Genomic DNA, 24,813 nt, shown 5'->3' on the forward strand with positions numbered 1-24,813 from the left:
ATAGAGGTGATTCTGATGTCCGCCAGTTTTGTTTTTCCCGATTTCAGACGGATGCCCGAATAAGGAATGGCGAGGAATTCAGTGTAAAACCGAAATTATACTGAGGAAAGTTAAAATTAATCTTTAGGAATACAGGGATTGCGTGGAAAGCGCTTGACACAAGGCTTTGCCGCTTGTTTTAATACCGGATGCAGACTTCCTGCTTGCCGTGATAGATGGACGACTGAGAAGATAATCGAATACATCGTCGCGAAATTCAAATTTTTGTGAGGGGGCTTTAAGTGAATAAAACTGAGTTGATCGATCATATTGCGAAAACAGCGGATATTTCTAAAGCGGCTTCGTCCCGCGCCCTGGATGCGCTGATCGGTGCGGTAAAAACAACATTGAAGAAAAACGGTACAGTAACTCTGGTTGGTTTCGGCACTTTCTCCGTCGGTAAACGTGCTGCCAGAACAGGCCGTAATCCACGCACAGGTGAAGCGATTAAAATTAAATCTGCCAAGGTTCCGAAATTTAAACCTGGCAAAGCGTTGAAAGATGCTGTAAACTAATGCTCTTTCGCGCACGGCTGTTTCAGTGCGCGATGTCATAAATAAAGGTGCGGGCGCTTAGCTCAGTTGGTAGAGCGGAGCCCTTACAAGGCTTAGGTCGGGAGTTCGAGCCTCTCAGCGCCCACCAGAGTTTATAAAAAGGAGTGGTAGTTCAGTTGGTTAGAATACCGGCCTGTCACGCCGGGGGTCGCGGGTTCGAGCCCCGTCCGCTCCGCCAGAAAATCGAGAAGGCGAACGAAAGTTCGCCTTTTTTTGTATTTGCAGTTTTATGCAAAATTTTGTGATTCCTTAGTCATACGATCGGTTGAACATGTTTGAATATATTCGTACCCATCAGCGATTGATGCAGTTTTTATTGCTGCTGATTATTTTCCCTTCGTTTGCATTTTTTGGCATCGAGAGCTACACGAGATCTCAGGCTGCTTCCGGATCAACTGTGGCAACGGTAGCCGGGCAATCCATCAGCCAGCAGGAGCTGGATGCTGCGCTGCGTGATCAGCTGGAGCGTTTCCGTCAATCGTATGGTCCGCAATTTGATCCAAAAATGATGAATACGCCTGAAGTGAGGCAGGGCGTGCTGGATGAGCTGGTTGCCCGTAAGGCTGTCAGTGCGGAAATTAAGGCAAGCAAAATTGCCATTAGTGATCAGATGTTGCAGAAACAGATTTTGTCCATTCCGGGTTTGTTGAAGGCAGATGGAAGTTTTGATAAAGAAAAATATCTGAATTATCTGGCTTCGCAGGGAATGAATCAGGCAATCTTTGACCAGCGTTTGCGCCAGGATCTGTCGGTTGAGCAGTTGACTGGTGCTGTTCAGAATACAGGTTTCATTCCTAAAACTGTTGCCGAGCGGGTGGCTATGATTGGTGAGCAGGAGCGTGAAATTCAGGCCCTCACATTCAAGCCTGCAGACTTTACTGCTCAGGTTAAGGTAACGGATGAGATGGTCAAGTCGTATTATGAAAAAAATGCGGCACAGTTTGAAATTCCGGAGACAGTGAAGGCTGAATATGTCGTTCTGAATCAGGATGCGTTGTTGGCGCAGTTGAGCGCCAGTGATTCAGAGATCGCTGAATTCTATAAAAACAACAGCAAGAGCTACAGCGTTGATGAACAGCGGCGCGCCAGTCATATCCTGATCGCAGTGAAGAAAGATGCGAGCGATGCGGACAAGGCGAAGGCTAAAGCAAAAGCAGAGTCGCTATTAACTGAGGTGCGTAAAAATCCTTCTTCATTTGCTAAGCTGGCCAGGGAAAATTCGCAAGATCCTGGTTCTGCGGAGCGTGGCGGCGATCTTGATTTCTTTGGCAAGGGCGCGATGGTGAAGCCATTTGAAGATGTTGCCTATAAACTTCAGAAGAGCGAAATCAGTAACGTTGTGCAATCCGATTTCGGATATCACATTATCCAGGTAACGGATATCAAGGCTGCCAGTGTAAAACCCCTGGAAGAGGTAAAGGGGCAGATTGCCGCTGATATTAAAAAACAAAAGGCTGCAAAGGCATATGCAGAAGCTGCGGAGACTTTTGGTAATACAGTGTACGAACAATCCGATAGCCTGAAGGCGGTTGCAGATAAGCTGAAGCTGAAAGTTGAGGTGGTGGATGGCCTGACCCGTCAGGGGAATTCAGGTTTGCCTCCCGCAGCACCAGTCAATAATGCAAAATTGTTGAAGGTACTTTTTTCAGATGACGCGATCAAGAAAAAGCATAATACGGAAGCGATTGAGGTAGCACCGAATACATTGATTTCCGCGCGTATTCTTGACTACAAGGCGGCTAGTAAACGGCCTCTGGATGATGTGCGCGCCGCTATTGTGGCGCGTGTCACTCAGGCAGAGGCGCAGGCGATGGCTGAGAAGGAAGGTGCTGCCAAACTGGCTGCTCTGAAAGCCGCAGATTCGGTTTCCGGATTTGCCGAACCTAAGTTGGTATCCCGTTCCAAAACGCAGGACATCCCGGCACAGGCTGTAGCGCAAATTATGAGAGCAGATACGCAAAAATTACCTGCTTTTGTCGGTGTTTCATCGGGTGCTGCCGGATACGCCATTTACCGTATCGCAAAAGTAAATGCAGGTACGCCGGATATGGCAAGAAGACAGTCTGAAAAAGAGCAGATCACTAATCTCCAGTCTCAGGAAGATCTGTTGGCCTATCTTGAGTTATTGAAGAAAAAGGCAAAAACATCTGTCAATAAAGCGGCGTTGACCGCTGTATCGCAGGCACAGCAATAAGTTATTCGTAAGTTCAAAAAGAAACGGCACCTCAGGTGCCGTTTCTTTTTTGTGGAAATGCTCAATTGGAGCTATTCTTGCAATTGTTGTCAATCGTGCTTAGTACGACTGGATTCCGGTAATATTTGATGTGTATCAATGTAGTTGTGCAGTGCGGTTGTTATTCTTTCAGTGTATTTTTACAACAGAGTGAGATCATGACGATAACTAAAGAAAACTCATACAACTATAGGGTTGTGCGCCAATTTTCTGTCATGGCTGTGGTTTGGGGAATAGTCGGCATGCTGGTAGGCGTGGTGATTGCAACCCAACTGGCCTGGCCGGAATTTTTAACTGGAATCCCGTGGCTTAGTTACGGACGTTTGCGTCCGCTGCACACCAACGCTGTTATTTTTGCGTTTGGCGGTTGCGCACTGATGGCGACGTCTTATTATGTTGTCCAGCGCACGTCTAACGTGCGCTTGTTTTCTGATGGCCTGGCTGAATTCACTTTCTGGGGATGGCAGCTGGTTATCGTCGCAGCCGCTATTTCTCTGCCATTGGGCTACACCCAGGGTAAAGAGTATGCTGAGCTGGAATGGCCTATTGATTTGTTGATTGCTGTTGTCTGGGTTGCCTATGCAATCGTATTCTTCGGCACACTGGCCAAGCGCAAGGTTGAGCACATTTATGTGGCCAACTGGTTTTACGGGGCGTTCATTATTGCTGTTGCGGTATTGCATATCGTGAACAGCGCTGCGTTACCAGTGTCTTTCATGAAGTCTTATTCAGCCTATTCAGGCGTGCAGGACGCCATGGTTCAATGGTGGTATGGTCATAACGCGGTCGGCTTTTTCCTGACAGCCGGCTTCCTGGGGATGATGTACTACTTTATTCCGAAGCAGATTGAGCGGCCGGTGTACTCCTATCGTTTGTCTATCGTTCACTTCTGGGCGCTGATCTTCACTTACATGTGGGCGGGTCCTCATCACCTGCATTACACCGCCTTGCCTGATTGGGCGCAGTCTATCGGCATGTTGTTCTCCCTGATTCTGCTGGCACCTTCCTGGGGTGGTATGGTGAACGGGATCATGACTTTATCCGGCGCCTGGAGCAAATTACGCTCGGATCCTATTCTGCGTTTCCTGATTGTTTCCCTGTCTTTCTACGGTATGTCGACATTTGAAGGTCCGATGATGGCGATCAAGACAGTGAATGCCTTGTCGCATTACACCGACTGGACAATCGGTCACGTTCATTCGGGTGCTTTGGGCTGGGTTGGATTTATCACTATCGGCAGCTTGTATTACCTGATTCCACGTCTGTTTGGTCAGACACAGATGTATAGCAAACGCCTGATTGAAGTGCACTTCTGGGTCGCAACAATCGGTGTCGTTCTTTATATCGCTTCTATGTGGATTGCCGGTGTGATGCAGGGTCTGATGTGGCGTGCAGTCAATGAAGACGGTACTTTGACTTATACCTTCGTTGAGTCTGTTAAGGCGACATTCCCATACTATGTAATTCGTATGACTGGTGGTGTGATGTATCTGACTGGCATGATTATCATGGCCTATAACGTAGCGAAAACTTTAATGGCTGCGAAACCTGTGAATAATGCCATTCCAGCACTGTCCACAACTTCTGCGCATGCATAATCAGGTAAGGCAAAAGGAGAAATTTGATGCGTAATTTTACTCATGATCTGATTGAGCGGAATGTTGGGTTGTTGTTGGTACTCGTTATTCTGACAATCAGTGTTGGCGGTCTCGTAGAAATTGTTCCGCTGTTTTTCCAAAAATCGACGACACAACCGGTTCAGGGCATGCAGCCATACACACCTTTGCAACTGGCCGGACGCGATATCTATCTGAGAGAAGGCTGCTATGGCTGCCATTCTCAGATGATTCGTCCCTTCCGCGCAGAAACAGAGCGTTATGGTCATTATTCGGTTGCCGGTGAGTCGGTTTATGACCATCCGTTTCAGTGGGGCAGTAAGCGTACCGGTCCTGATCTGGCGCGTGTTGGTGGCCGTTACAGCGATAACTGGCATCGCGACCACCTGAATGATCCCCGCTCTGTCGTGGTGGAGTCGAACATGCCTGCTTATCCTTGGCTGGCCAAGACGCCGCTTGATCCTGCGAGCATTGTGCCCAAACTCAATGCAATGAAAACGCTGGGTGTTCCTTATACAGATGAACAGATCAAGGCCGGTCCTGCAGAATTGGAAAACAAGACCGAACAGGATGCGCTGATTGCGTATTTGCAGGTGCTTGGAACTGCAATCAAAAATAAAAATTGAGAGAAGTGTCTCCTTGTATTGTCACTTTTTGAAAGGATAAAAATGAATTTCACAATCCTGAGCAGTGTGGTGACGGTGATCAGTCTGTTCGTGTTTCTGGGCATCGTCTACTGGGCATTCAGCTCCGGTAACAAGGAGCGCTTTGAAGAACTGGCTCGCTTGCCAATTGATAATGAGAATGGAAAATAGTCATGGCAGATTTTTTTAATGAGTGGTGGGGCATCGGCATTGCTATCATCGTAGCAATCAGTATGGCTTTCTGTGTCGCTCTGTTATGGTCGCAGTCTAAGGTCAAGGTTAAGGTTGGTGCAGATGGCAAGCCTTTGCCAGCAGAAACTACCGGCCATGTATGGGATGGCAATCTGATGGAGCAAAACAATCCTTTGCCAAAGTGGTGGCAATGGCTGTTTTATCTCACAGTCGTCTTCAGTATTGGTTATCTGGTGGTATATCCAGGTTTTGGTACGCGGCAGGGAACATTTGGCTGGAGTCAGATTGGTGCCTATGAAAAAGAAATGAAGGACGGTGAGGCACAGTATGGACCGATCTTTAATAAATATCTGTCCATGGACATTAAAGATGTTGCCAAAGATCCCCAGGCACGTGAAATTGGTCAGCGTTTGTTTTTGAATACATGCGCCCAGTGCCACGGTTCAGATGCGCAGGGAGGTAAGGGCTATCCTAATCTGACAGATAATGACTGGCTGTATGGCGGTGATCCGCAAACCATTAAAACGACCATTACCGAAGGTCGTCATGGTCAGATGCCGCCTATGGGCGCTGCGCTTGGTACGGATGATGATGTACGCAACGTGGCAAATTATGTATTAAGCTTGTCCAATTCAGCGCACGATCCGATTAAGGCTGCAATTGGGAAGCCAAAGTTTGCTGCATGTGCTGCTTGTCACGGTATGGATGGTAAAGGAAATCAGACCATTGGCGCGCCTAACCTGACAGATAAAATCTGGTTGTATGGTGGCGGTATTGATACTGTGATGGAGACGATTAATAAAGGACGCAATAATCAGATGCCGGCGCATAAGGATATTTTGTCTGCGGGTAAGATTCATCTGTTAGCCGCGTATGTCTGGGGCTTGTCAAACAATGCTGAAGCAGGCAAGGTATCTGACGCTGAAACGCAGGCGATCAAACAGATTGCTTCTGCAGTAGTCCCGGCAGCAGAAACGTCTGCGAAGTAAAAGGTATCAACGAGTACTAATGTACTGAATAAGTTGCAGTATTTAAGCAGTTCAGAAGAAAGATAATGTAAAAATGAAGCATATCCCCATTACTCCAGTGCCTATAGAAGAAACCGAACTGGCTTTGTTTGAAGAGCGGAAAAAAATATACCCTCGGACACAACGCGGATGGTTTGCTTCCTGGCGCTGGGTAATGGTGGCTTTTACGCAGTTGCTATTTTATGGCGCAGCCTGGCTGAATTGGAATGACAGGCAGGCCGTATTATTTGATCTCGTCGCCCGGAAATTTTACATTTTTGGTTTGGTTTTCTGGCCTCAGGATTTTATTTACCTCGCAGTTTTGCTGGTGATATCGGCTTTATCTCTGTTCCTGTTTACTGCGGTGGCGGGACGTCTATTTTGTGGGTATGCATGTCCGCAAACAGTATATACAGAAATCTTTTTATGGGTTGAACGCAAGGTTGAGGGGGACCGTAACGCGCGTATCAAGCTCGATTCTGGGCCGCTCACGACCCGGAAATTTTCTCTGAAATTTATCAAGCATTTTATCTGGCTCGCAATCGCGTTATGGACGGGATTTACTTTTGTCGGATATTTCACGCCTATTCGTGAACTTGCTGTGTCGGTTGGGTCCTGGACTCTGGGACCATGGGAAACCTTCTGGTTGTTATTTTACGGTTTTGCGACTTATGGTAATGCAGGGTGGATGCGTGAACAGGTCTGCAAATACATGTGTCCTTATGCACGTTTCCAAAGTGCGATGTTTGATAAGGATACTTTAATTGTTACCTATGACACAGCCCGGGGTGAGCCGCGCGGCGCACGTAACAAAAAAGTCGACTATAAAGCCGAGGGACTGGGTTCCTGTGTAGATTGTGGCATTTGCGTACAAGTCTGCCCGACAGGTATTGATATCCGGAATGGATTGCAATACGAATGTATTGCGTGCGGCTTGTGCATTGATGGCTGCAATCAGGTCATGGATAAAATGGGTTATGAGCGCGGTCTGATCCGCTATACCACTGATCACGCGTTGACCCGGAAAATGGATCAGAAAGCAATGTGGGCGAGGGTATTCCGCCTCCGTACGCTGATTTACAGCGGCATCCTTGCCCTGATTATTCTGGTGACAGCGGTTTCCTTGTTTTATCACGTTCCACTAAAGGTGGATGTGATTCGCGATCGGGGTATGCCAAAGATTACTGAGAATGGCGACATAGAAAACGTTTACCGTTTGCAGGTCATGAATACTCAGGAATCTGCCCGCCGGTATAAAGTGGAAATTGTCGGTGCGCCGGGAGCAATGATCCTGAATAATATGGATATTGATGTCAAATCTGCGACAACCAAAGCGTTCCCTATGCGAGTCAGAGTGCCTGCCCATGTTTTTCAGAATGGATCAAACCGTATCCGTTTTATGATTAAAGATGTGGATGCGCCAGATGTCACCGTGACTGAAAAAGCCGTATTTATTGTCCCGAAATGAGGAAATATGATGAATGCAATACTGACTCCAAAAAAAGCGGACAAATGGTATAAAGAACCCTGGCTGATCCTGGTTGTCGGAGGCCCTTTAACAGTAGTTTGTGCCAGTATCTTTACCGGAATCATCGCCTTAACCGGCGCAGATAAAGTGATTACTGAAGACTATTACAAACAAGGTCTGATGATTAATAAAGATATTCAGCGTGACGCCAAGGCACGGGCACAGCATCTTTCTGCTCAGGTCAGCCTGGATGCGTCGCGCAATAAGGTGCTTGTCCATCTGGAAGGAAATGGTACTTTACCGGATAGCCTGCAAATGAGCCTGGCAAATGCCGCCAAAGGCGCTGCGACTGTGGATGAGATTATTCGGCGTTTACCATTAAAACAAATTGCCCCCGGACGGTATGAAGGTGATCTGAAAATAATATCGAGTATTTCTTCCAGTTCTGTTAAATTGTTCCATATCAAGTTGGAGACAACAGACTGGAGATTAACTGGCGATTGGTTTGAGCCGGAGCAAAAGGTGGCGCAGCTGACAGCAATTCAGTAGCACGCCTTTCTGAGTTTTATCCAGTGCATTGACCAGTAATCGGATAGATCATAAAAGGGGACAAGATTGGAACAGACGAGTTCAACACATCAGAAACCGAATTTGCGATCAATGCTGATGATAGTATTGTGGCCGGCGTTTCTCATGGCCTGTGCCGCCACAGGATTGTTTTTCAGTCTGGTTGATCCGATGGAATTGATCGTTCTCGATCAACGTTTGCAGGTACATATAACCGGTGCATATACAATTGGTTTTTTTGCCTTTTGGCTGCTGGGTATTTTATCTAGTGGACTGACTGCGTTGCTGGTACAAAAAGCGCATTAAATCCAGTTCCTTAGCCTTAGCCATTTCTGTTTCTTCTGAATCCCTGACCGTTGAATAATGTTTTATATAGTTTTAACGGTCAGACTATCTTCATGCTGACATTTCCATTAGCGTTTGCTGCAATCACGGCGGGGCTCGCCGGGGGTATTCACTGTGTTGGAATGTGCGGTGGAATATCTTCCATTTTGTCGAAGCAGGCGTCATCCAAATATAAAACCATTCCTTTGCATACCGATGTATCTGCCGGCAGCAAGCAGGAAAAAACATTCAGTCCGGGCAGTGAATATTTACAGCATCAAGTCAGATTGCATGCGGGGCGTATTTCAACTTATATGATAGTGGGAGCGATATTCGGCGGGCTGGGTAGCGCTGGTATTGTATTTAAGCCCTCTGCAATGTTGCATCAGATATTATTTGTGCTTGGTAACATCGCATTGATTTTACTGGGGCTGCGTATATTCGGACTCCGTATGCCTTTCAGCGGAAGATATTCTTTTTTTCTGAGTTTGCAGCAAACTGCTTTCTCTTTTCTGGAGCCGTTCAGAGCAGGTCTGCGGCATCCTTATCTGACAGGGCTGGCATGGGGTGGTTTACCGTGCGGACTACTGTACAGCGTCGCACCTTTTGCCCTGTTATCCGGCGATGCATTCTCTGGTGCCTTGCTGATGTTGCTCTTTGGGTTAAGCGCGTTGCCACATCTGTTATTCAGTCAAGGTATCTATCGCCTGGCAAGGCAGACACAGCTACCGCATCTGATCAGGTACATTGGCGCCGCCACATTGGTTGTGATTGGGCTGATTGGTTTGTGGTATCTCGATATGGAAAAGATGCCCGGGTTTTTGTGTGTATTACCCGGAGGCTGAGGAAGTCAGGCTTTGGTATTGATCAGGGTTCCCAGCATTTCATCTGCAGTTTTGACCATCTTCGCATTGACATCGAAACCAGCTTTGTATTGAATCGATTGCACCACTTCATTCTCCAGATCAGTGCCGCTGTTATCTTGTTGAGCGATAGCGGATCCCCGGCTGAGATTGACGATAACGCCACCGTTTGTATTTTCTTGAAAGCTGACTTGCTGGGGATTGAATCCTTGAGTGTCAGCATTTGCGACATTATGAGCGCTGCTATCCAGCGCAGTTTCGTTAGCGCGCATGCCAGACAGGCCGCTATTTAAGGCTGAAATTAACATACGTCACCTCATCATTCAAAATAACTTAATTCCCTCAAGGCAAGAGTGTATACCTAAAATGGATGGTCTGCCTAAATTTTATGCAGATTGCTCAGCGTGCAAAGGAAGTTGAATTTCTATTACTGTTCCTTCGCCAGCAGGGCTGGATACGCAGAATTCGCCATTCATTGCTTTAATTCTTTCCCGCATTCCGACCAATCCAAAAGACTGGGATTTGCTCATGTCCTGCTCATCGATACCTTTTCCATTATCGGCAATCGTAAAACGCAGTTGTTCGTTATTGCGTTGAAACTCAATTTGCACATAACTGGCTTCGGCGTGGCGTGCAACATTTGTCAGGGATTCTTGTACGATGCGATAAATGGCGGTGCTTCTCACATCATCGAGAATGAGTTGTGTTTCATCGGCGATCAGTTCGCAATCAATTTTGTGTCGCTGGGAAAAATCTTTTTGCAAAGTCTGAAGCGCAAAAAATAATCCTCCTTCATCCAGTGCCCGGGGACGCAGATCGGTGGCGATACGTCGCAGCGTCGTGATTGCAGTCAGTATTAATTGATCCATACTGTGGATGGTTTGTTTGTTCTTGTCTGCAAACATGGCGTCACGCTGGAGTAACGATAAGTCCATGCGCAGGGCTGCAAGCAACTGACCAAGATCGTCATGCAATTCGCGGGCAATATGCTTTCTTTCTTCTTCCCTGATTGATTGGAGTGTTGCGGACAACTGACTGAGTTGCTCGTGATATTTCGCCATTTTTTCCTTAGCGACCTTCCGGTCTGTAATGTCGCGGAAAATAACGGTATAAAAACGGTGTCCGTTTTCAAATTGATGCGCAATGGAGGCTTCTATCGGAAATTCCTCTCCGGAAGAGCGGCAGCCAGTAACATAGAAATCTTCAAAATGCGTTCCCATCTTACGCCGGGTGATTCCGGTTTCTCCGAATTGATGAACATGGTTACGGTGGGCGTGGCGATGGCGGCCGGGAATCAGGATGTTTAAAGACCTTCCGATCAGATCGTCGAGTTCATAGCCAAAGATCAATGCTGCGGCCGGATTTGCCAGGATGATGTTCTGATGTTCATCTACTGTGATGATGCCGTCAATTGCCGTATCGATCATCCTGCTCAGACGTTGGCGTTCGAGTTTTAATTCTTCGGCAGATTTTTCCAGAGTTGCACTGGTCGCGGCAAGATGTGCGTAGGGCGTATGAATATTGACAGCAACCATGCTCCGGTAGATCGCAATTGCAGAAAAAAGCTGGAATGCGTGCCCGATAACGACATTGACATCACTGGTTTCCGCATAGATAGAAAAATAGACTTCAGACATGGCCATCATCGAACTGGCCAAAAACAGAGGGGTACGTTCTATGTGCAGATGTTCAGCAGATTTGTCCGATTGAAAGCGTAGCGAGTGCCGATAGAACAGCAGGGCAGTCAGGGTGTTGATGGCGATTAAGCCAAGTTCACAACCCAGTTTAAAAACGGTTTGCCCTTTTCCGGGAAGAAAAGTTAATGGTATCCAGTCCGGGAAAATGAAAATCAGAATACCCCATGCGCAGGTCGCCAATAATCCTGCGAGTAAAACACCATAGGACTGCAGTTGTGTAATCGGAGAGTCTTCTGGATCGAGTGCCAGACCCAGAAGTGTGGTTGCGATAATGGAACGGGATACCAACCAGAAGCTTAATGACTTGTGCATGTCTTCCGGCGAGGAGAAACCGGGCATTCCCTGAAAAGTAATGGCATGCAGAAAGCCGAGAATCGCCGTGCACAGAAAGGCGACTGCGAGAATGACGCTGCTTTTTTTCCTGATTTCTCCAAACGCATTCCAGCAAACGATAAACACGGATGCAAAAATGATGATCGTCACCGTTTCAAGCAGTGTGTGTACCGGCAGCGGCTCAGGAATCTGGAATGCCGATAACCAGTCCTGATTCAACCAGATAACACCGGAAATCAATAACAGGACGAATGCAAGCCAGCGTGTATTGTTCAGTCTGGCAGATGCTGGGTGCGTTGGAAGTGGCATAGGTGTGGCTTACGTGTGATAACGTCGGACGATATTGTTGTAAGGATGGAATACCTTTGAAAACGTGCGGAAAGTCAAAGCGTGAGCAGAAATGTGGGTGTATGAATAAGGGCTCATATCCTGATGATTCGCCCGATAGTATACGTTGGTTGACTGAGTGCAGCCGGTTTTATCTGATAACCATAAAAAAAGGACGCCAAAGCGTCCCTTTTTTGACAGCAATCCAAAATTATTGGATTTTTGCCTTCTTTACCAGGGCTTGCTGGTAAGCCTGGACTTTTTGCTGTTGCAATCCATCGATGATTTGTGGTTTCACTTCTTCCAGTGCAGGGAATTTGGCAGCGCGGATATCGTCAAGTTTGATGACGTGATAGCCGAACTCAGTCTTGACCGGAGTTTCAGTGAATTGACCTTTTTGCAGGGCAACCATTGCTTGTGAGAATGGCGGAACAAACGTTGCTGGTGTTGCCCAATCCAGGTCGCCGCCTTTGGATGCAGAGCCTGTATCTTTGGACTGCTTTGCCAGTTCTTCAAACTTGGCGCCGGCTTTCAGTTTGGAGATGATCGCTTTCGCATCATCTTCTTTTTCTACCAGGATATGGTAAGCGTGGTATTCCTTGTCGCCAGCCTGGGCTTTTGCCTTGTCGTATTCAGCCTGAATTTCTGCGTCAGAAACAGGATTTTTCTTGACGTAATCAATCATCAAAGCACGAATCAGTAAAGACTGACGTGCGATTTCGAGCTGATTTTTTACTTCCGGATTGGATGCAACGCCGGATTTCTCAGCTTCTTGCATCAGCACTTCGCGATTGATCAGTTCTTGCTTGACCATAGCGCGCAACTGCGGAGTGTCCTGTTGGCCTTGCGTAGCCAGTTGTTTGACCATGGCATCAACACGTGCAGAAGGAATCGCTTTGCCATTGACTACGGCGAGATTTTGAGCCATTGCTGGCAGGGCTGTTGCAAGAAGTACTACCAGCAAATGAGCAGGTTTAAAAGTCATTGTCTGTTCCTAAATAACAAAATAATTAAAACGGATTATATAAATAAACTGCTTAGGTCGGTATCTCTGACGGCGCCAGCGCAGTGATTGCCAATGCGTGGACTTCCGTATGCATCATATCGCCAACGGCATCATACACCAGTCGATGCCTGGAAATACGGTTTAGACCTTCAAATTGTTGACAAATTATTTTTACACTGTAATGACTACCTCCCGAAGCGGCGCCAGCATGACCTGCATGAGCTGCAGAGTCATCCTGCAAGTAACATTCACTGGGCTGCAAACCTTCCTGCAATCTGTGCTGTAATTTTTCGAAGCGAGACATTATTCTGTTTCCTCGATGTATTTTGATAAAAACAGACTTTGAACAATGATGAATGCCGGCATGATCGCAATCATTGAGATTAGTTTGAAATTCGCCCATACCGACGTTGAAAATTGAAAGGCGACAAACAGATTCACCAGACCCATGGTGACAAAAAAAGCGATCCAGGCCAGACTAAGGCGCGACCAGATGATATCCGGCAGTGTGATCTGCGATCCCATTGCAGTCTGAATTAGATTTTTTTTGAAAATAAACTGTGCCAGAAAAAATGCACCGGCATAACACCAGTAGAGTACGGTAGGCTTCCATTTGATGAAAGTTTCGCTATGGAAGTAAATGGTTGCCCCGCCAAACACCATGATAATGATGAACGATATCCAGAGCATTGCATCGATCTTTTTTCTCCGGATTAACAACGAAGTAATCTGGATAATGGATGCTGCCAGTGTGACAGCGGTAGCCAGCAGGATGGGGGCGATTTCCGCAGAGCTGATTCCGCCTGAAATAAATGACGACAGATATTCAGCCGTATAGCTTTGGGCTGCCTGAGGGTGACTTTCCCCCCATTTGAACGTCACAAAAAATAAAATGACGGGAAATACATCAAATAAAAATTTCATTAACAATCTTATGCTGATAAGGGTTCAAACTTCAGTGATGCCGAGTTAATGCAATAACGCAGACCTGTAGGAGGGGGACCGTCCGGAAAGACGTGTCCCAAATGGGCGTCGCAGATGTTACACAAAATTTCGGTGCGCGTCATGCCATGAGATGTATCAATTCGTTCCAGAACGTTAGCAGGATTTAATGCACGAAAATAGCTGGGCCAGCCGCATCCTGAGTCAAATTTGGCGTCTGAGGCGAATAACGGGGTATTGCAGCAGACGCAAGTGTATATCCCGGTTTCGTGGTGATCCCAGAATTTTCCGGTAAAAGCGCGCTCTGTCCCCGCGTGTCGGGTGACCTGATACTGAACCGGGTCGAGTTGCTGGCGCCATTCGGCGTCGGATTTAGTAATTTTTTTCATATGGAATCTCACTTAAGATGAGCAACTGACTTCGAGATGCTCGGCCCAATCAGGAGGCAGAGCAGCATACTGATCATGTTCAGGTTGTTCATGGTACGGATGATTGAGAATCGTATTCAGTTTCTTGATTTCGCTGAAATCTTTTTGTTGCGCTTTTTGGATGGCGATCTGGGCTAAATAGTTTCGCAAAATATACTTGGGATTGATTGATTTCATCTGAAACTGACGTTCTTCATTCTGACTCTTTTCCAGTAACAGGCATTCCCGATAGGTAATCAGCCACTGATGCATGCTTTCACGGTCAATGAACAGATCGAGCAACCGCTCATCTTCGTGGTTGGTCTCATTCCGAAGATGACTGAGTGACCGGAATGTCAGGGTGAAATCAGCGTGATTTTGCTGCATTAACTCAAAAAGACGGTCAAGCAGCGCGGTGTTGTCCGGGTCTGTGTGCCGCAGCCCCAGTTTCTGACGGAACAGGTCTTGCCGGCGGTTTTCAAATTCTGTGGGATAAACATCCAGCGCCTGTTGCGTTTCTTCGATACTCCCAATTAACGGCAGCATAGCCTGTGCCAGAGCATGCGTGTTCCAATGACCTATCCTAGGTTGCATATGATAAGCATAACGACCTTGCTGATCGGTGTGATTGCAGATATGCCGTTCATCGTAAGCCTCCATAAAACCGAAAGGACCATAATCAAGCGTCAGACCTAATATGGACATATTGTCGGTATTCATCACGCCATGCATGAATCCGACAGCTTGCCATTGTGCGATCAGTGCGGCAGTGCGCCGGGTGATACAGGTCAGCAGAGCCTGATACGGATTATCTTCCTGCTGGCATTGCGGGAAATAATGTGTGATGACGAAATCAGCGAGGGTTTTTAGTTCGTCTGGCCGGTTGTTGTAATACCAGTGCTCAAACGAACCAAAGCGGATAAAACTGGGTGAGAGGCGGGTAACCACTGCGCTGGTTTCCGGAGTTTCTCGCATTACATATTGATCTGACCCCATAATCGATAATGCTCTGGAAGTCGGAATTCCCAATGCATGCATGGCTTCTGAGCATAAAAATTCCCGGATAGAGGAACGTAGTACAGCCCGGCCATCACCTGAGCGGGAATAGGGTGTCGGGCCTGCACCTTTTAACTGTACTTCATGCCGGACACCGCTCTTGGGAATGGCATCTCCCAACAAAATGGCGCGGCCATCACCGAGCTGTCCTGCCCATACACCAAACTGATGTCCGGAATATACGGCAGCCAGTGGTTCAGGAGGACTGTTGTGCTGATTGCCGCTGAAGACATGAATGAATTCCTGTTCCTGAAATTGCTCAGGAGAAAATTGAAATTCCGTTGCCGCCTGATCGCTGACTGCTACCAGATAAGGTGATGGTAATGGCGTTGGCTGCAGATTGGTAAAAAAACTTGCAGGCAATGAAGAAAACTGGCTGGGCAGTAAAACTTGATGTAATCCGGAGGTCTGCATTGCGGTGTAGATCTGACTTATGAAATTAATTGGGGGGGCTTTCGCGCCTATTCTGACAGACTATTGGAAATTCTGTTTTAAGTGCTTTTTGCCTTTCCTTTTTAAAGCAAATGCGATGAGCGATAAAAAAAGGCTCTCGCTGTGGAGAGCCTTTAAGCTGTTGCTGCAGGCGGCGTTATGCAGTCAGCCGGTCCCGCACTTTGCAGCCATCAATCAGGAAAGACAAGCTGATGACCAGTACCAGCTCGCCTTCCGCGGAACGTGCGGTGCCGGTAATGCCTGGTGTTGTGATACAGGTTAATGGTTTAATGACGAGATCGGCGGTACCGTCGACCGAGTCGACCGATAAGATATAGGGGCTCGGGGCTGCAATCACGATCCCCACCCGTTCTGATGATGGGGTATAGCCCAGTATTTTTCCAAGCGACCGGACCGGTAGTGGTCGTCCCAGATCTCGCAGAACCGGCTGTCCACCGACACTTTCAAATGTTTCCGGCAATTCCACAACCCGCTGTACTGTGGCCATAGGAAGGGCGAGTGAGGCACCGTCCGTCCTGACCAGCATGGTTGGAACAATGGAGAGTTCGATTGGTAACCGGATCAGGAAGGTCGTACCTTTGCCCAACTCAGAGGCGATACGAATAGCACCACGGTGGCGTTCAACCGCAGTTTTAACCACATCCATGCCAACACCGCGTCCGGAGACGCTGGAAGCCACTTCTTTGGTTGAGAAACCTGGGAGGAAAACAAGCTGAAACGCTTCATCATCCGTACGTGCATCGTGAGAATTGATGAGTCCTTTTGAAATAGCTTTTTCTCTCAAACGCTGGGCATCCATTCCTTTACCATCGTCTGAAACCTCAATCATGACGCTACTGGCCTCCTGCCAGGCTTTCAGAGAAATGGCTGCCCGCTGTGATTTGTTTTTCTGCAGGCGCTCTTCACCAGTTTCAATGCCATGATCCAGTGCATTGCGCAGCATGTGCACCAACGGGTCATACAGGCTGTCGACGACGACACGGTCCACTTCTGTTTCAGCGCCTGAAATATTCAGATCCACTTCTTTTCCAAGATCCCGCGCCAGTTCCCGTACCAAACGGGGAAATTTCTGAAACAGCCGTCCGACTGGTTGCATGCGTGTTGCCAGCGTGGCGCGCTGCAATTCTGTCGAGTAGCGTGAGGCCCGGGTCAGTGTTTCGGTCAGCGCGGACATCAGAGGTGCAGCCTGACCATCAAATTTGAATTGCGACAGTTTTTCCAGCAGGACTGCAGCCTGGTTAGCCGCCTGCACGGATTCTCCAGCCACTTCCAGCAAGGCATTCAGTTTGACGGCATCAATCCGGATGCTTTCTTCTTTGACCGGCGCATTTTGTTTGATATCGGCATTCAGCAGCGAAGACTTGACCGCTTCGCTTTCTTCTTTTGTTGCAGATACCTGTGTTGTCGTTCCAGCCACTTCCTGCAAGGTGCCTTCCGGTGTGACTGCTCTGAAATAGGCTTCCCAATCGAGGCTATCCTGCTGTGTGATCGCTGTGGCGTTCTCGCTCGCAGATACTTGTGCTGCGATCTTAACTTGAGGAGCCGGAGTTGGGGCTGAAGCTTTAGCGGCAGTGCCGCCTTTGCTTTCAATGGCATCCGTCAGCATGGTTTCCAATGCTTTCGGCATTGTCGAGAGCTGATCAGGAGGGGTGCCATTGTTGAGTGCAGTGAGCTGATCTGCGACAAAACCACTCGCTTCCAGTGCTGCCTCGATCGCTTCCGGTGTTACCGGAACTTGCCCGGTTCGGAGCGCGTCGAATAAATTTTCTGTCAGATGACAGGCGGACACCATGGCAGTCAGGTTCATAAAGCCTGCGCCGCCTTTAATCGTGTGAAACGACCGGAATACCGCATTCAGCGTATTCATGTCCTGAGGATTACGTTCGAGAGAAAGCAGATGTTCCTCTACATTAGTCGCCAGATCGAGTGCCTCGACGACAAATTCTTTGAGCATGTCATCCATTAGAAACCCAGGCTGTCAAGAAGATTATCGACGTCATCCTGTTCCAGTGCGGCATTAGGAACCGATGGGCCTTCCATGAGTTCAACTGCTTTTTCTTTGAGATCTGAAGGGGCATTATCGAGCAATATCTGCGCGAGTTCACGTTCGACAGCCTTGTTGATAGCAACCACTTTTTTGATCAGCTGACCGGTGAGATCCTGGAAGTCCTGCGCCATCATAATATCAAGCAGACGGGCTTTCTCTGCATCTGTTGCGGCCAACACCGTATGTGCAAAAGCCTTCGAATCCGAAGCCAGCACTTTAAATTCTTCGATACTGAGTTTTCCGGCGAACAGATGATCCCATCGTTCGTCCATATTCCGGGCTTTCTTTGCCAGTTCGTCCTGTTCTGGCATGCCGAGATCAGTGGCATTTAAAACTTTATTTGCAGCCTGTTCTGTCAGTGTGGCGACATATTCGAGTCTGTCCTGTGCATCAGCAACCTGGATTGCAACATCAGACAAAGAACGGTCATATCCCAACTGTCGCATGGAGTCATGCAACATGCGAACCACATTGCCTAAACGGTCAAATATGGGTTTGGTAGAGTCGACGTCAGTGTTATGAAAATTTAATTTGGCAGGTTGCTCTGTTGTCAGTACGTTATTGCTCGGCACCGCAGCAGGCTCAGTTATGGCAGGAGGAGGGGCATTACCTTCCTGGCGCTGATTAGCCATTTCGTCAAACAATGCTTCCAGATCATCTTCTGAGTCGGTCATAATTTTTTATTCTCCATAATCACTGTGACTTTCATGCAATTTTTCCACAAATATCATGGTCTGTCGTTAATTTTGGATAAAGGATCTGCGTTTACCTTTAGCGCTTCAATTGGTTTTGTAAAAAAAAGAGCGAATTAAGTTTTTGCATATGTCTGATACTTGCGAAAAGATTGGCTGAGCAGACTGCCGGCCAGATTTTCGTTACATAGTAGCAGTAGTTTGTCCAAGAATAGCTGACGGCCATTAAATTTGTTAATTTTTTGCTGGATTAAAGACAGTTTAAGTATTTGTTTGGTTCTTGGAAAGCTTGTGATTTGTCAAAAATTGTTCCGGCGTCTCTATGGAAAACATACCGGCGTTGCGCATTTTTTTTGCTAGCTTTAATAATGCCTTGTCTTTGGTAATCAAGGTTGCCGCTTGCGTATCCCGGGCAATTTCGAGAAATTTCTGATCATCCTTATCGCTGCAGACTGGCAGTCTGATGTGGCCTAAGCTGACGGGGGAGACGCATGTGATCAGGTCGTCGAACTGCTGGCAGATGGGTGCCAGTGTATCTGGCGTGACTGGCAAATGCGGATACTTCAAGACTGCCAGCCATTCATCGCGACAGTCGGAACGGGTCACGGCTTGTAATTGTTGATTATTTAATTCTTCACGCAGTACATTCCAGCGCTGATCCTGAAAAACGAATAAATCGAGGCAGACATTGGTGTCAATAACGATGCGCTTGGGTATGATGGCGTCCATTGTGTTTTGTGGTGGTGATTGAATTGATGCTTATTGTATTATCTCCGGCCAAAAGTCTGGATTATGAAAGCCCTGTTTCTACTGAATTTTCAACCGTACCAGATTTTCTGAATGAGGCAGAGCAGTTATCGCAAATTGCAGGAAGGTTGTCTGCACAGGATCTCAGTCATTTGATGGATATTTCGGCTGCACTTGGGGAATTGAATGCAACCCGTTTTCAGGAGTGGAAAAAGACGCCCCGTCGAGGCTCTCCGGTCAGGCAAGCCGTATTTGCTTTTAATGGTGACGTCTATGATGGTCTGGCTGCCAGACAGATGTCTGATCTTCAACTGAATTATCTGCAAAAGCATGTCCGGATTTTGTCCGGTCTGTATGGTGTGTTGCGTCCTATGGATCAATTGCAGCCTTACCGGCTGGAAATGGGGACGGCATTGAAAAACCCGAATGGTAAGAATCTGTATGCATTCTGGGGTGAGAAGGTCACTCATTTATTGCGCCGGCAAATTGAGGCGATAAATGCCAACACGTTGATTAATCTCGCTTCGGAGGAGTATTTTAAGGTGGTGAAGCCTAAATTGCTCCCGGTTAAGGTTGTTACACCGATTTTTCAGGACTGGAAAAATGGGCAATATAAAATTATTTCTTTCTTTGCGAAACGGGCGAGAGGAATGATGGCGCGATATTGCGCAGAGCATGCGATTCAGGATGCGGCTGACCTGACATCATTCAATGAGGATGGTTATTCGTTTTGTATGGAAGAGTCGTCCGGGGAACGCTGGATATTCCGCCGGAAAGTGGAGTCATGAGGTCACGGAAGTAAAAAACCGGCAGATATTTGCCGGTTTTTTATGGTGAACGGAACTCAGGACCAGAACTTCCACCAGGATGATTTATTTTTCTTTCCGTCATTCAGATAAGCGCTGTTCGGGAAATTTTTAAGAAAGACGCGATTGGCGTCATCACGCAGTTCAGTCATGCCCATGGCGTCATAGGATTTAACGAGGATAAACATTGCCTCTTCAATAGAAGGTGCATCAGGGTATTCAGTAATCGCAGCCTGAGCGCGGTTTGCTGCTGCCAGGTAAGCACCGCGGCGGACATAGTAACGTGCGACATGCACATCGTATTGTGCAAGTGCATTGACCAGGTATTTCATCCGGGAAAGTGCATCCGGGGTATATTGGCTATCAGGAAATTGTGTAACCAGCTGCTTGAAAGCATCAAACGAGTCGCGCGAGGCTTTTGGATCGCGCTCGGTAATATCCTGATTGGCAAGGAAGTTTAATAAGCCTAACTGATCGTTGAAATTGATCAGGCCGCGCAGATAGTACATATAGTCGACATTGCTGTGATTCGGATGCAGCTTAATAAAGCGCTCGACTGCTGCCAATGCCTGAACCTGATCACCCTGCTTGTAGTAGGCGTAGGCAGTTTCCATTTGCGCTTGTTGTGCGTAGGTTCCGAAAGGGAAGCGGGATTCCAGCTTTTCGAAGTACTGAATCGCTTTTTCATACGCACCATTCGACATTTCGTCTTTTGCTTCAGCGTATAATTTTGATGCTGACCAGGTTCTGGTCTCGTCACCCTTTTCACCAAAAACTCCACAGCCGCTCAAAGTGAGCGACGCGGTCAGAGCCAGGACCAGCAATTTCAAAGATTTAATGTACATAAATTTGTGCGAGTGCATGAATACAATTTACGGATTATAGCCGATGGCAAAAAATGTGAAACCAACTACAACAGCGATTTTGTCAGATTCTGAACTTGACACCTTACCAGAGTTACTTTCTGAGCATGCTGAAACCGACGAAGATTTCTCCCCGGCGCCGGACAGTATTGAACTGAAACTGACTTCCCAGTTTTGCGGAGAGCGGTTGGACAAGACTATTTCCACACTGGTTCCCGAATATTCCCGCAGCCGCATTCGGCAATGGATCGAGTCGGGTTATGTGCATGTTGACGGGCAGCCGGGCAAGGCAAAAATGACGATGCTTGGCGATGAGCATGTCGTGATTCAGCCGCAGGCAGCACCTGATGAGGGGGCTTATGCACCAGAGCCGATTGCTTTGGATATCGTTTATGAAGATCGCGATATCGTGATCATCAATAAACCGCCGGGAATGGTGGTGCACCCGGCTGCCGGTAACTGGTCCGGAACATTGCTGAATGGTCTGTTGTACCGTTATCCCGAGCTGTCGGGTGTTCCGCGTGCGGGAATTGTGCATCGGCTCGACAAAGACACTTCCGGTCTGATGGTCGTAGCAAAAACACTGATTGCACACACGGATCTGGTGCGCCAGTTGCAGGAGAGAAGTGTCAGGCGCGAGTATTATGCACTGGTATGGGGAACGCCTAATTTATCGGGAACGGTTGATGCGCCGATGGCAAGACATCCGCGCGACCGGATCAAGATGGCTGTTTCAAGGAGCGTGACGGCAAAGTCTGCGATCACGCATTTCGAACGGATTGCCAGCGGTATGCTGGAAAAATTTCCGGTCAGCCTGATGGCGTGCAAACTGGAGACCGGAAGAACACATCAGATCAGGGTGCATATGCAATCTCTGGGTTTTCCTCTGGTGGGAGATCCTTTGTATGGCAAGCAGCATCTGGCCCGGTTTTTCCCGCGCCAGGCGTTGCAGGCACGTCGTTTGGGCTTGGTGCATCCCGCAAGCGGTGAGCTGATGGAATGGGAAGTACCGCTGGCAGAAGACTTTTCCCGCCTATTGCAAGACGCCCATATCAATTTGCCATGACCATTTCAGATTCATTGTACGGACAGGATATTCCGTTCATTTTCCCAGACTGGTCTGGCTTGCCATCGAGCATCAGGGCAGTATCCACTCTTCGTGACGGCGGTGTCAGTCAAGGGGTATATGGCGCGGCTTCTGGTGGTGGTTTGAATTTGGGCGATCATGTGGCTGATGATCCGGTCGCGGTGGAATATAACCGGAAAAAAATAAATCGTTTACTCCCATCTGATGTCATATTCTTATCACAAGTCCATGGCAATATAGCCGTCAACAGCAATAATCTGCGCCCTGGTCTGGAGGCTGATGCGGTTGTCAGCAGTCAGCCAGGTAAGGTATGCGCCGTGCTGACCGCTGACTGTCTGCCTGTTTTATTCAGTGATGTGACCGGGCGGGTAGTGGCTGCTGCTCATGCAGGCTGGCGTGGGCTGGCTGCAGGTATTTTGCAAAATACTGTAGATCAGATGCGCTCGCAGGGGGCAGGTGAAATTTTGGCATGGCTAGGTCCGGCGATTGGGCCGGCGCAGTTTGAAGTAGGTCAAGATGTTTTCAATGCGTTTGTTTCGGTAAATGAAAATACGGCAAACTGTTTTTTGGAAAAAAGATCAAGCAGTCAAATTAAATATCTTGCAGATATATATGGACTGGCAGGGAAGTTGCTGACTGGAGCAGGCGTGACAAAAATATTTGGCGGGCAATATTGCACAGTCAGTGAGCCGGAAAAGTTTTATTCGTATCGTCGCGATGGTGTGACGGGAAGAATGGCGAGCATGATCTGGATAGAGCCGGATCAGTGATTTTCGCCGGTTTTAATTTGTTCTGAAGCGGATTCATTGATTGATAGAATTTGTTGCGGTGCAGCTTGTTTTTCAATGCGCTTCTGCTTGCGTTGCGAGGTCCGCATCAGGTATAAAACAATGGTAAGAGGAAAAACGCAATACATGATCAGCGTCATAAATCCAGCGATAAATGAAGGTTCGGTCATGGCCATGAGCAAGACCACATATACCCAGGCAATAGCAACGATATACATACTGTTTTCTTTATTAGTTCAAACCTTAACGCAAATCAGACCGGACGATTGGAAATCAAAAAATATCCGCAAGAATACGCGAAAATCAGGAGACACGCATGAAGACAACTGATCCTCAAGCTATGTACTCCGAATGGATGTCACAGCTGATTAATCAGACACCCTGGCAGGAATGGATGAAACCCGCCACATCATTAAGCGACATTCCTCTCATTGATACACTCAGGGAAGCGGGAGCAACGATTGATGCCGTTGCTCTGGCGCGCTTACAGAACGAATATACCCAGGAATTCGCAAAGTTGTGGCAGGACTTTGCAATGTCAAAGCTGCCGGTTCTGAGTGACCGTCGGTTCTCATCCGAAGACTGGCGCAATCACGCCATGCATTCTTATAGTGCAGCATGTTATTTGCTGAATGCCCGTTTTCTGATGTCGATTGCGGAGGCTGTCGAAGCACCGGCAAAGACCAAACAAAAAATTGGTTTTGCGGTGCAGCAGATGATTGATGCCATGTCTCCGGCGAATTTTTTGGTGACCAATCCCGAAGCGCAGACACGTCTGATTGAAAGTAAGGGAGAGAGCCTCGCAAAAGGCATCAGTCAGATGCTGGCGGATATGCAGAAGGGCAGAATTTCCCAGACCGACGAATCCGCTTTTGAAGTTGGTCAGAACGTGGCAACCACTTCCGGAACAGTGATTTATGAAAATCGCCTGTTTCAGCTCATTCAGTATACTCCGCTGACCCAAACCGTCCATCAGCGTCCGTTGCTCATGGTGCCACCTTGCATCAACAAATTTTATATCCTGGATTTGCAGCCGGAAAATTCTGTTGTGCGCTACGCCGTTGAACAAGGGCATACCGTATTTCTGGTGTCGTGGGCGAATCCCGATGAACAATTATCCGAAGTTACCTGGGATGATTACATTGAGGAAGGGGCAATTAAGGCAATCGAGATCGTTTCGCAGATCAGCAAACAAAGCCAGTTCAATATTTTCGGTTTCTGTGTTGGCGGAACGATTATCTCCACTGCGTTATCGGTTCTTGCTGACCGCGGACTGTTTCCGGCAGCCAGCCTGACTTTACTGACGACATTGCTCGATTTTTCAGATACCGGCGTACTGGATGTTTTTGTTGATGAGGTGCACGTGACAATGCGGGAGCAGACTATCGGCCGCAAAGGCTTGTTGCCCGGACGCGACCTCGCCAGCACATTTTCCAGTCTGCGGGCAAATGATCTGGTCTGGAATTATGTGCAGTCAAATTATCTCAAAGGTGAGGCACCGCCGCCGTTTGATCTGCTGTACTGGAATGCTGACAGCACTAATTTACCCGGTCCGATGTTTTGCTGGTACCTGCGCAACACTTATCTGGAAAATAAACTGAAGGTGCCGCGTGCATTGACCGTCGCGGGTAACCCGGTGGATCTGGGAGCCATTAAAGCTCCGGCATTTATTTACGGATCAAGGGAAGATCATATTGTTCCCTGGCAGGCAGCATTTGCCAGCACTCGCCTGTTGAATCCGAAGCAACCAGATCAGAATATTTTTGTACTGGGCGCTTCAGGGCATATCGCTGGAGTTGTCAATCCTCCGGCCAAGAAAAAAAGAAGTTATTGGGTGAGTGCGGCAACTGCCAGAACAGCAGATGAATGGCTGGCCAAAGCAACTGAGCATCCCGGTAGCTGGTGGCCGGTCTGGGCAGAATTTCTGGCTAAACATGCAGGGAAAATGGTGAAGGCGCCGGTCAAGCCGGGAAGTGCGGCATATCCGGCGATTGAGGCTGCACCAGGGCGTTATGTGAAAGTACGGGCAGGTTAATCAAGGTTTTGTTTGGGTTT

The 24,813-nt window shown here is 47.8% G+C and carries 26 protein-coding genes and 2 tRNA genes; 16 read left to right on the top strand and 12 right to left on the bottom strand.

Features of this window, described 5'->3' with window-relative positions; all coding sequences use genetic code 11:
• Window positions 1-281 precede the first annotated feature (281 nt).
• From H8K27_RS06975 to H8K27_RS07030, 12 genes are all read left to right on the top strand, one after another.
• The gene (locus H8K27_RS06975; RefSeq protein WP_162018311.1) at window positions 282-554 is read left to right on the top strand and encodes an HU family DNA-binding protein; all 273 of its coding nucleotides are present in this window, start codon (window positions 282-284) and stop codon (window positions 552-554) included.
• A gap of 51 nt (window positions 555-605) precedes the next feature.
• A tRNA-Val gene (locus H8K27_RS06980) sits at window positions 606-681 on the top strand.
• A 13-nt stretch (window positions 682-694) separates the two neighbouring features.
• Window positions 695-771: transfer RNA gene (locus H8K27_RS06985), tRNA-Asp, on the top strand.
• A gap of 93 nt (window positions 772-864) precedes the next feature.
• Window positions 865-2,787 (top strand): SurA N-terminal domain-containing protein, encoded by a 1,923-nt coding sequence (locus H8K27_RS06990; protein WP_186862439.1) that lies wholly within the window; start codon window positions 865-867, stop codon window positions 2,785-2,787.
• A 197-nt stretch (window positions 2,788-2,984) separates the two neighbouring features.
• Window positions 2,985-4,424: a cytochrome-c oxidase, cbb3-type subunit I gene (gene ccoN, locus H8K27_RS06995; protein WP_186862440.1), complete on the top strand. Its 1,440-nt coding sequence runs from the start codon at window positions 2,985-2,987 to the stop codon at window positions 4,422-4,424.
• Window positions 4,425-4,450: 26 nt separating this feature from the next.
• A complete protein-coding gene (gene ccoO / locus H8K27_RS07000; protein ID WP_176802026.1) occupies window positions 4,451-5,068 on the top strand; it encodes a cytochrome-c oxidase, cbb3-type subunit II in 618 nt (205 codons plus the stop codon).
• 42 nt (window positions 5,069-5,110) lie between these two features.
• Window positions 5,111-5,257, top strand: a complete 147-nt coding sequence (locus H8K27_RS07005; protein WP_176802025.1) for a cbb3-type cytochrome oxidase subunit 3 — start codon at window positions 5,111-5,113, stop codon at window positions 5,255-5,257.
• Window positions 5,258-5,259: 2 nt separating this feature from the next.
• Window positions 5,260-6,267 carry a cytochrome-c oxidase, cbb3-type subunit III gene (ccoP, locus tag H8K27_RS07010; RefSeq protein ID WP_186862441.1) on the top strand — a complete coding sequence of 336 codons (1,008 nt, stop codon included), beginning with the start codon at window positions 5,260-5,262 and terminating at the stop codon, window positions 6,265-6,267.
• Window positions 6,268-6,340: 73 nt separating this feature from the next.
• The gene (ccoG, locus tag H8K27_RS07015) at window positions 6,341-7,753 is read left to right on the top strand and encodes a cytochrome c oxidase accessory protein CcoG (protein WP_186862442.1); all 1,413 of its coding nucleotides are present in this window, start codon (window positions 6,341-6,343) and stop codon (window positions 7,751-7,753) included.
• Between the two features lie 6 nt (window positions 7,754-7,759).
• Window positions 7,760-8,302: a FixH family protein gene (locus H8K27_RS07020; RefSeq protein ID WP_186862443.1), complete on the top strand. Its 543-nt coding sequence runs from the start codon at window positions 7,760-7,762 to the stop codon at window positions 8,300-8,302.
• Between the two features lie 144 nt (window positions 8,303-8,446).
• The gene (locus H8K27_RS07025; RefSeq protein ID WP_223827120.1) at window positions 8,447-8,626 is read left to right on the top strand and encodes a hypothetical protein; all 180 of its coding nucleotides are present in this window, start codon (window positions 8,447-8,449) and stop codon (window positions 8,624-8,626) included.
• Between the two features lie 92 nt (window positions 8,627-8,718).
• Window positions 8,719-9,489 carry a sulfite exporter TauE/SafE family protein gene (locus tag H8K27_RS07030; RefSeq protein ID WP_186862444.1) on the top strand — a complete coding sequence of 257 codons (771 nt, stop codon included), beginning with the start codon at window positions 8,719-8,721 and terminating at the stop codon, window positions 9,487-9,489.
• A gap of 5 nt (window positions 9,490-9,494) precedes the next feature.
• Here the strand turns inward: H8K27_RS07030 and H8K27_RS07035 are convergent, their stop codons facing one another.
• The 10 genes from H8K27_RS07035 to H8K27_RS07080 all read right to left on the bottom strand — a co-directional run bounded on the left by H8K27_RS07035 (window position 9,495) and on the right by H8K27_RS07080 (window position 19,196).
• Window positions 9,495-9,815, bottom strand: a complete 321-nt coding sequence (locus H8K27_RS07035; RefSeq protein WP_230418999.1) for a flagellar basal body rod C-terminal domain-containing protein — start codon at window positions 9,813-9,815, stop codon at window positions 9,495-9,497.
• Between the two features lie 78 nt (window positions 9,816-9,893).
• Window positions 9,894-11,846, bottom strand: coding sequence for an MASE3 domain-containing protein (locus tag H8K27_RS07040; RefSeq protein WP_186862445.1), 1,953 nt, complete (start codon window positions 11,844-11,846; stop codon window positions 9,894-9,896).
• Window positions 11,847-12,075: 229 nt separating this feature from the next.
• Entirely contained in the window at window positions 12,076-12,849 is a 774-nt protein-coding gene (locus H8K27_RS07045; protein ID WP_186862446.1) for a peptidylprolyl isomerase, read from the bottom strand.
• Window positions 12,850-12,901: 52 nt separating this feature from the next.
• A complete protein-coding gene (locus H8K27_RS07050) occupies window positions 12,902-13,174 on the bottom strand; it encodes a BolA family protein (protein WP_186862447.1) in 273 nt (90 codons plus the stop codon).
• The gene (locus H8K27_RS07055; RefSeq protein ID WP_186862448.1) at window positions 13,174-13,794 is read right to left on the bottom strand and encodes a septation protein A; all 621 of its coding nucleotides are present in this window, start codon (window positions 13,792-13,794) and stop codon (window positions 13,174-13,176) included. Before H8K27_RS07055 ends, H8K27_RS07050 begins: the two co-directional genes overlap by 1 nt.
• Window positions 13,795-13,802: 8 nt before the next feature.
• Complete coding sequence (gene msrB / locus H8K27_RS07060; protein WP_176802014.1) at window positions 13,803-14,201, bottom strand: peptide-methionine (R)-S-oxide reductase MsrB; 399 nt, start codon at window positions 14,199-14,201, stop codon at window positions 13,803-13,805.
• Window positions 14,202-14,213: 12 nt separating this feature from the next.
• Window positions 14,214-15,689, bottom strand: a complete 1,476-nt coding sequence (locus H8K27_RS07065; protein WP_186862449.1) for a protein adenylyltransferase SelO — start codon at window positions 15,687-15,689, stop codon at window positions 14,214-14,216.
• Between the two features lie 175 nt (window positions 15,690-15,864).
• Entirely contained in the window at window positions 15,865-17,691 is a 1,827-nt protein-coding gene (locus H8K27_RS07070) for a chemotaxis protein CheA (RefSeq protein ID WP_186862450.1), read from the bottom strand.
• On the bottom strand, window positions 17,691-18,449 hold the full coding sequence (locus H8K27_RS07075; RefSeq protein ID WP_186862451.1) for a protein phosphatase CheZ: 759 nt from the start codon (window positions 18,447-18,449) through the stop codon (window positions 17,691-17,693). The genes H8K27_RS07070 and H8K27_RS07075 overlap by 1 nt, the downstream gene beginning before the upstream one ends.
• Window positions 18,450-18,728: 279 nt before the next feature.
• A complete protein-coding gene (locus tag H8K27_RS07080) occupies window positions 18,729-19,196 on the bottom strand; it encodes a putative toxin-antitoxin system toxin component, PIN family (RefSeq protein ID WP_186862452.1) in 468 nt (155 codons plus the stop codon).
• A gap of 26 nt (window positions 19,197-19,222) precedes the next feature.
• On the opposite strand from H8K27_RS07080, the gene yaaA reads away from it, so the two are divergent.
• Entirely contained in the window at window positions 19,223-20,002 is a 780-nt protein-coding gene (gene yaaA / locus H8K27_RS07085; protein WP_186862453.1) for a peroxide stress protein YaaA, read from the top strand.
• 56 nt (window positions 20,003-20,058) lie between these two features.
• Here the strand turns inward: yaaA and H8K27_RS07090 are convergent, their stop codons facing one another.
• On the bottom strand, window positions 20,059-20,865 hold the full coding sequence (locus H8K27_RS07090) for an outer membrane protein assembly factor BamD (RefSeq protein ID WP_186862454.1): 807 nt from the start codon (window positions 20,863-20,865) through the stop codon (window positions 20,059-20,061).
• Between the two features lie 43 nt (window positions 20,866-20,908).
• Here H8K27_RS07090 and H8K27_RS07095 point away from each other — a divergent pair, with 43 nt between their 5' ends.
• Both H8K27_RS07095 and pgeF read left to right on the top strand, forming a co-directional pair.
• Window positions 20,909-21,949, top strand: coding sequence for an RluA family pseudouridine synthase (locus tag H8K27_RS07095; RefSeq protein ID WP_186862455.1), 1,041 nt, complete (start codon window positions 20,909-20,911; stop codon window positions 21,947-21,949).
• The gene (gene pgeF / locus H8K27_RS07100) at window positions 21,946-22,740 is read left to right on the top strand and encodes a peptidoglycan editing factor PgeF (protein WP_186862456.1); all 795 of its coding nucleotides are present in this window, start codon (window positions 21,946-21,948) and stop codon (window positions 22,738-22,740) included. Before H8K27_RS07095 ends, pgeF begins: the two co-directional genes overlap by 4 nt.
• Here the strand turns inward: pgeF and H8K27_RS07105 are convergent.
• A complete protein-coding gene (locus tag H8K27_RS07105; RefSeq protein ID WP_186862457.1) occupies window positions 22,734-22,976 on the bottom strand; it encodes a hypothetical protein in 243 nt (80 codons plus the stop codon). The genes pgeF and H8K27_RS07105 overlap by 7 nt on opposite strands.
• Window positions 22,977-23,074: 98 nt before the next feature.
• Here H8K27_RS07105 and phaC point away from each other — a divergent pair, with 98 nt between their 5' ends.
• A complete protein-coding gene (gene phaC / locus H8K27_RS07110; RefSeq protein WP_186862458.1) occupies window positions 23,075-24,793 on the top strand; it encodes a class I poly(R)-hydroxyalkanoic acid synthase in 1,719 nt (572 codons plus the stop codon).
• Window positions 24,794-24,813 lie beyond the last annotated feature (20 nt).

It is taken from the genome of Cognatundibacterium griseum, assembly GCF_014284195.1.
Taxonomy (GTDB): domain Bacteria; phylum Pseudomonadota; class Gammaproteobacteria; order Burkholderiales; family Burkholderiaceae_D; genus Undibacterium; species Undibacterium griseum.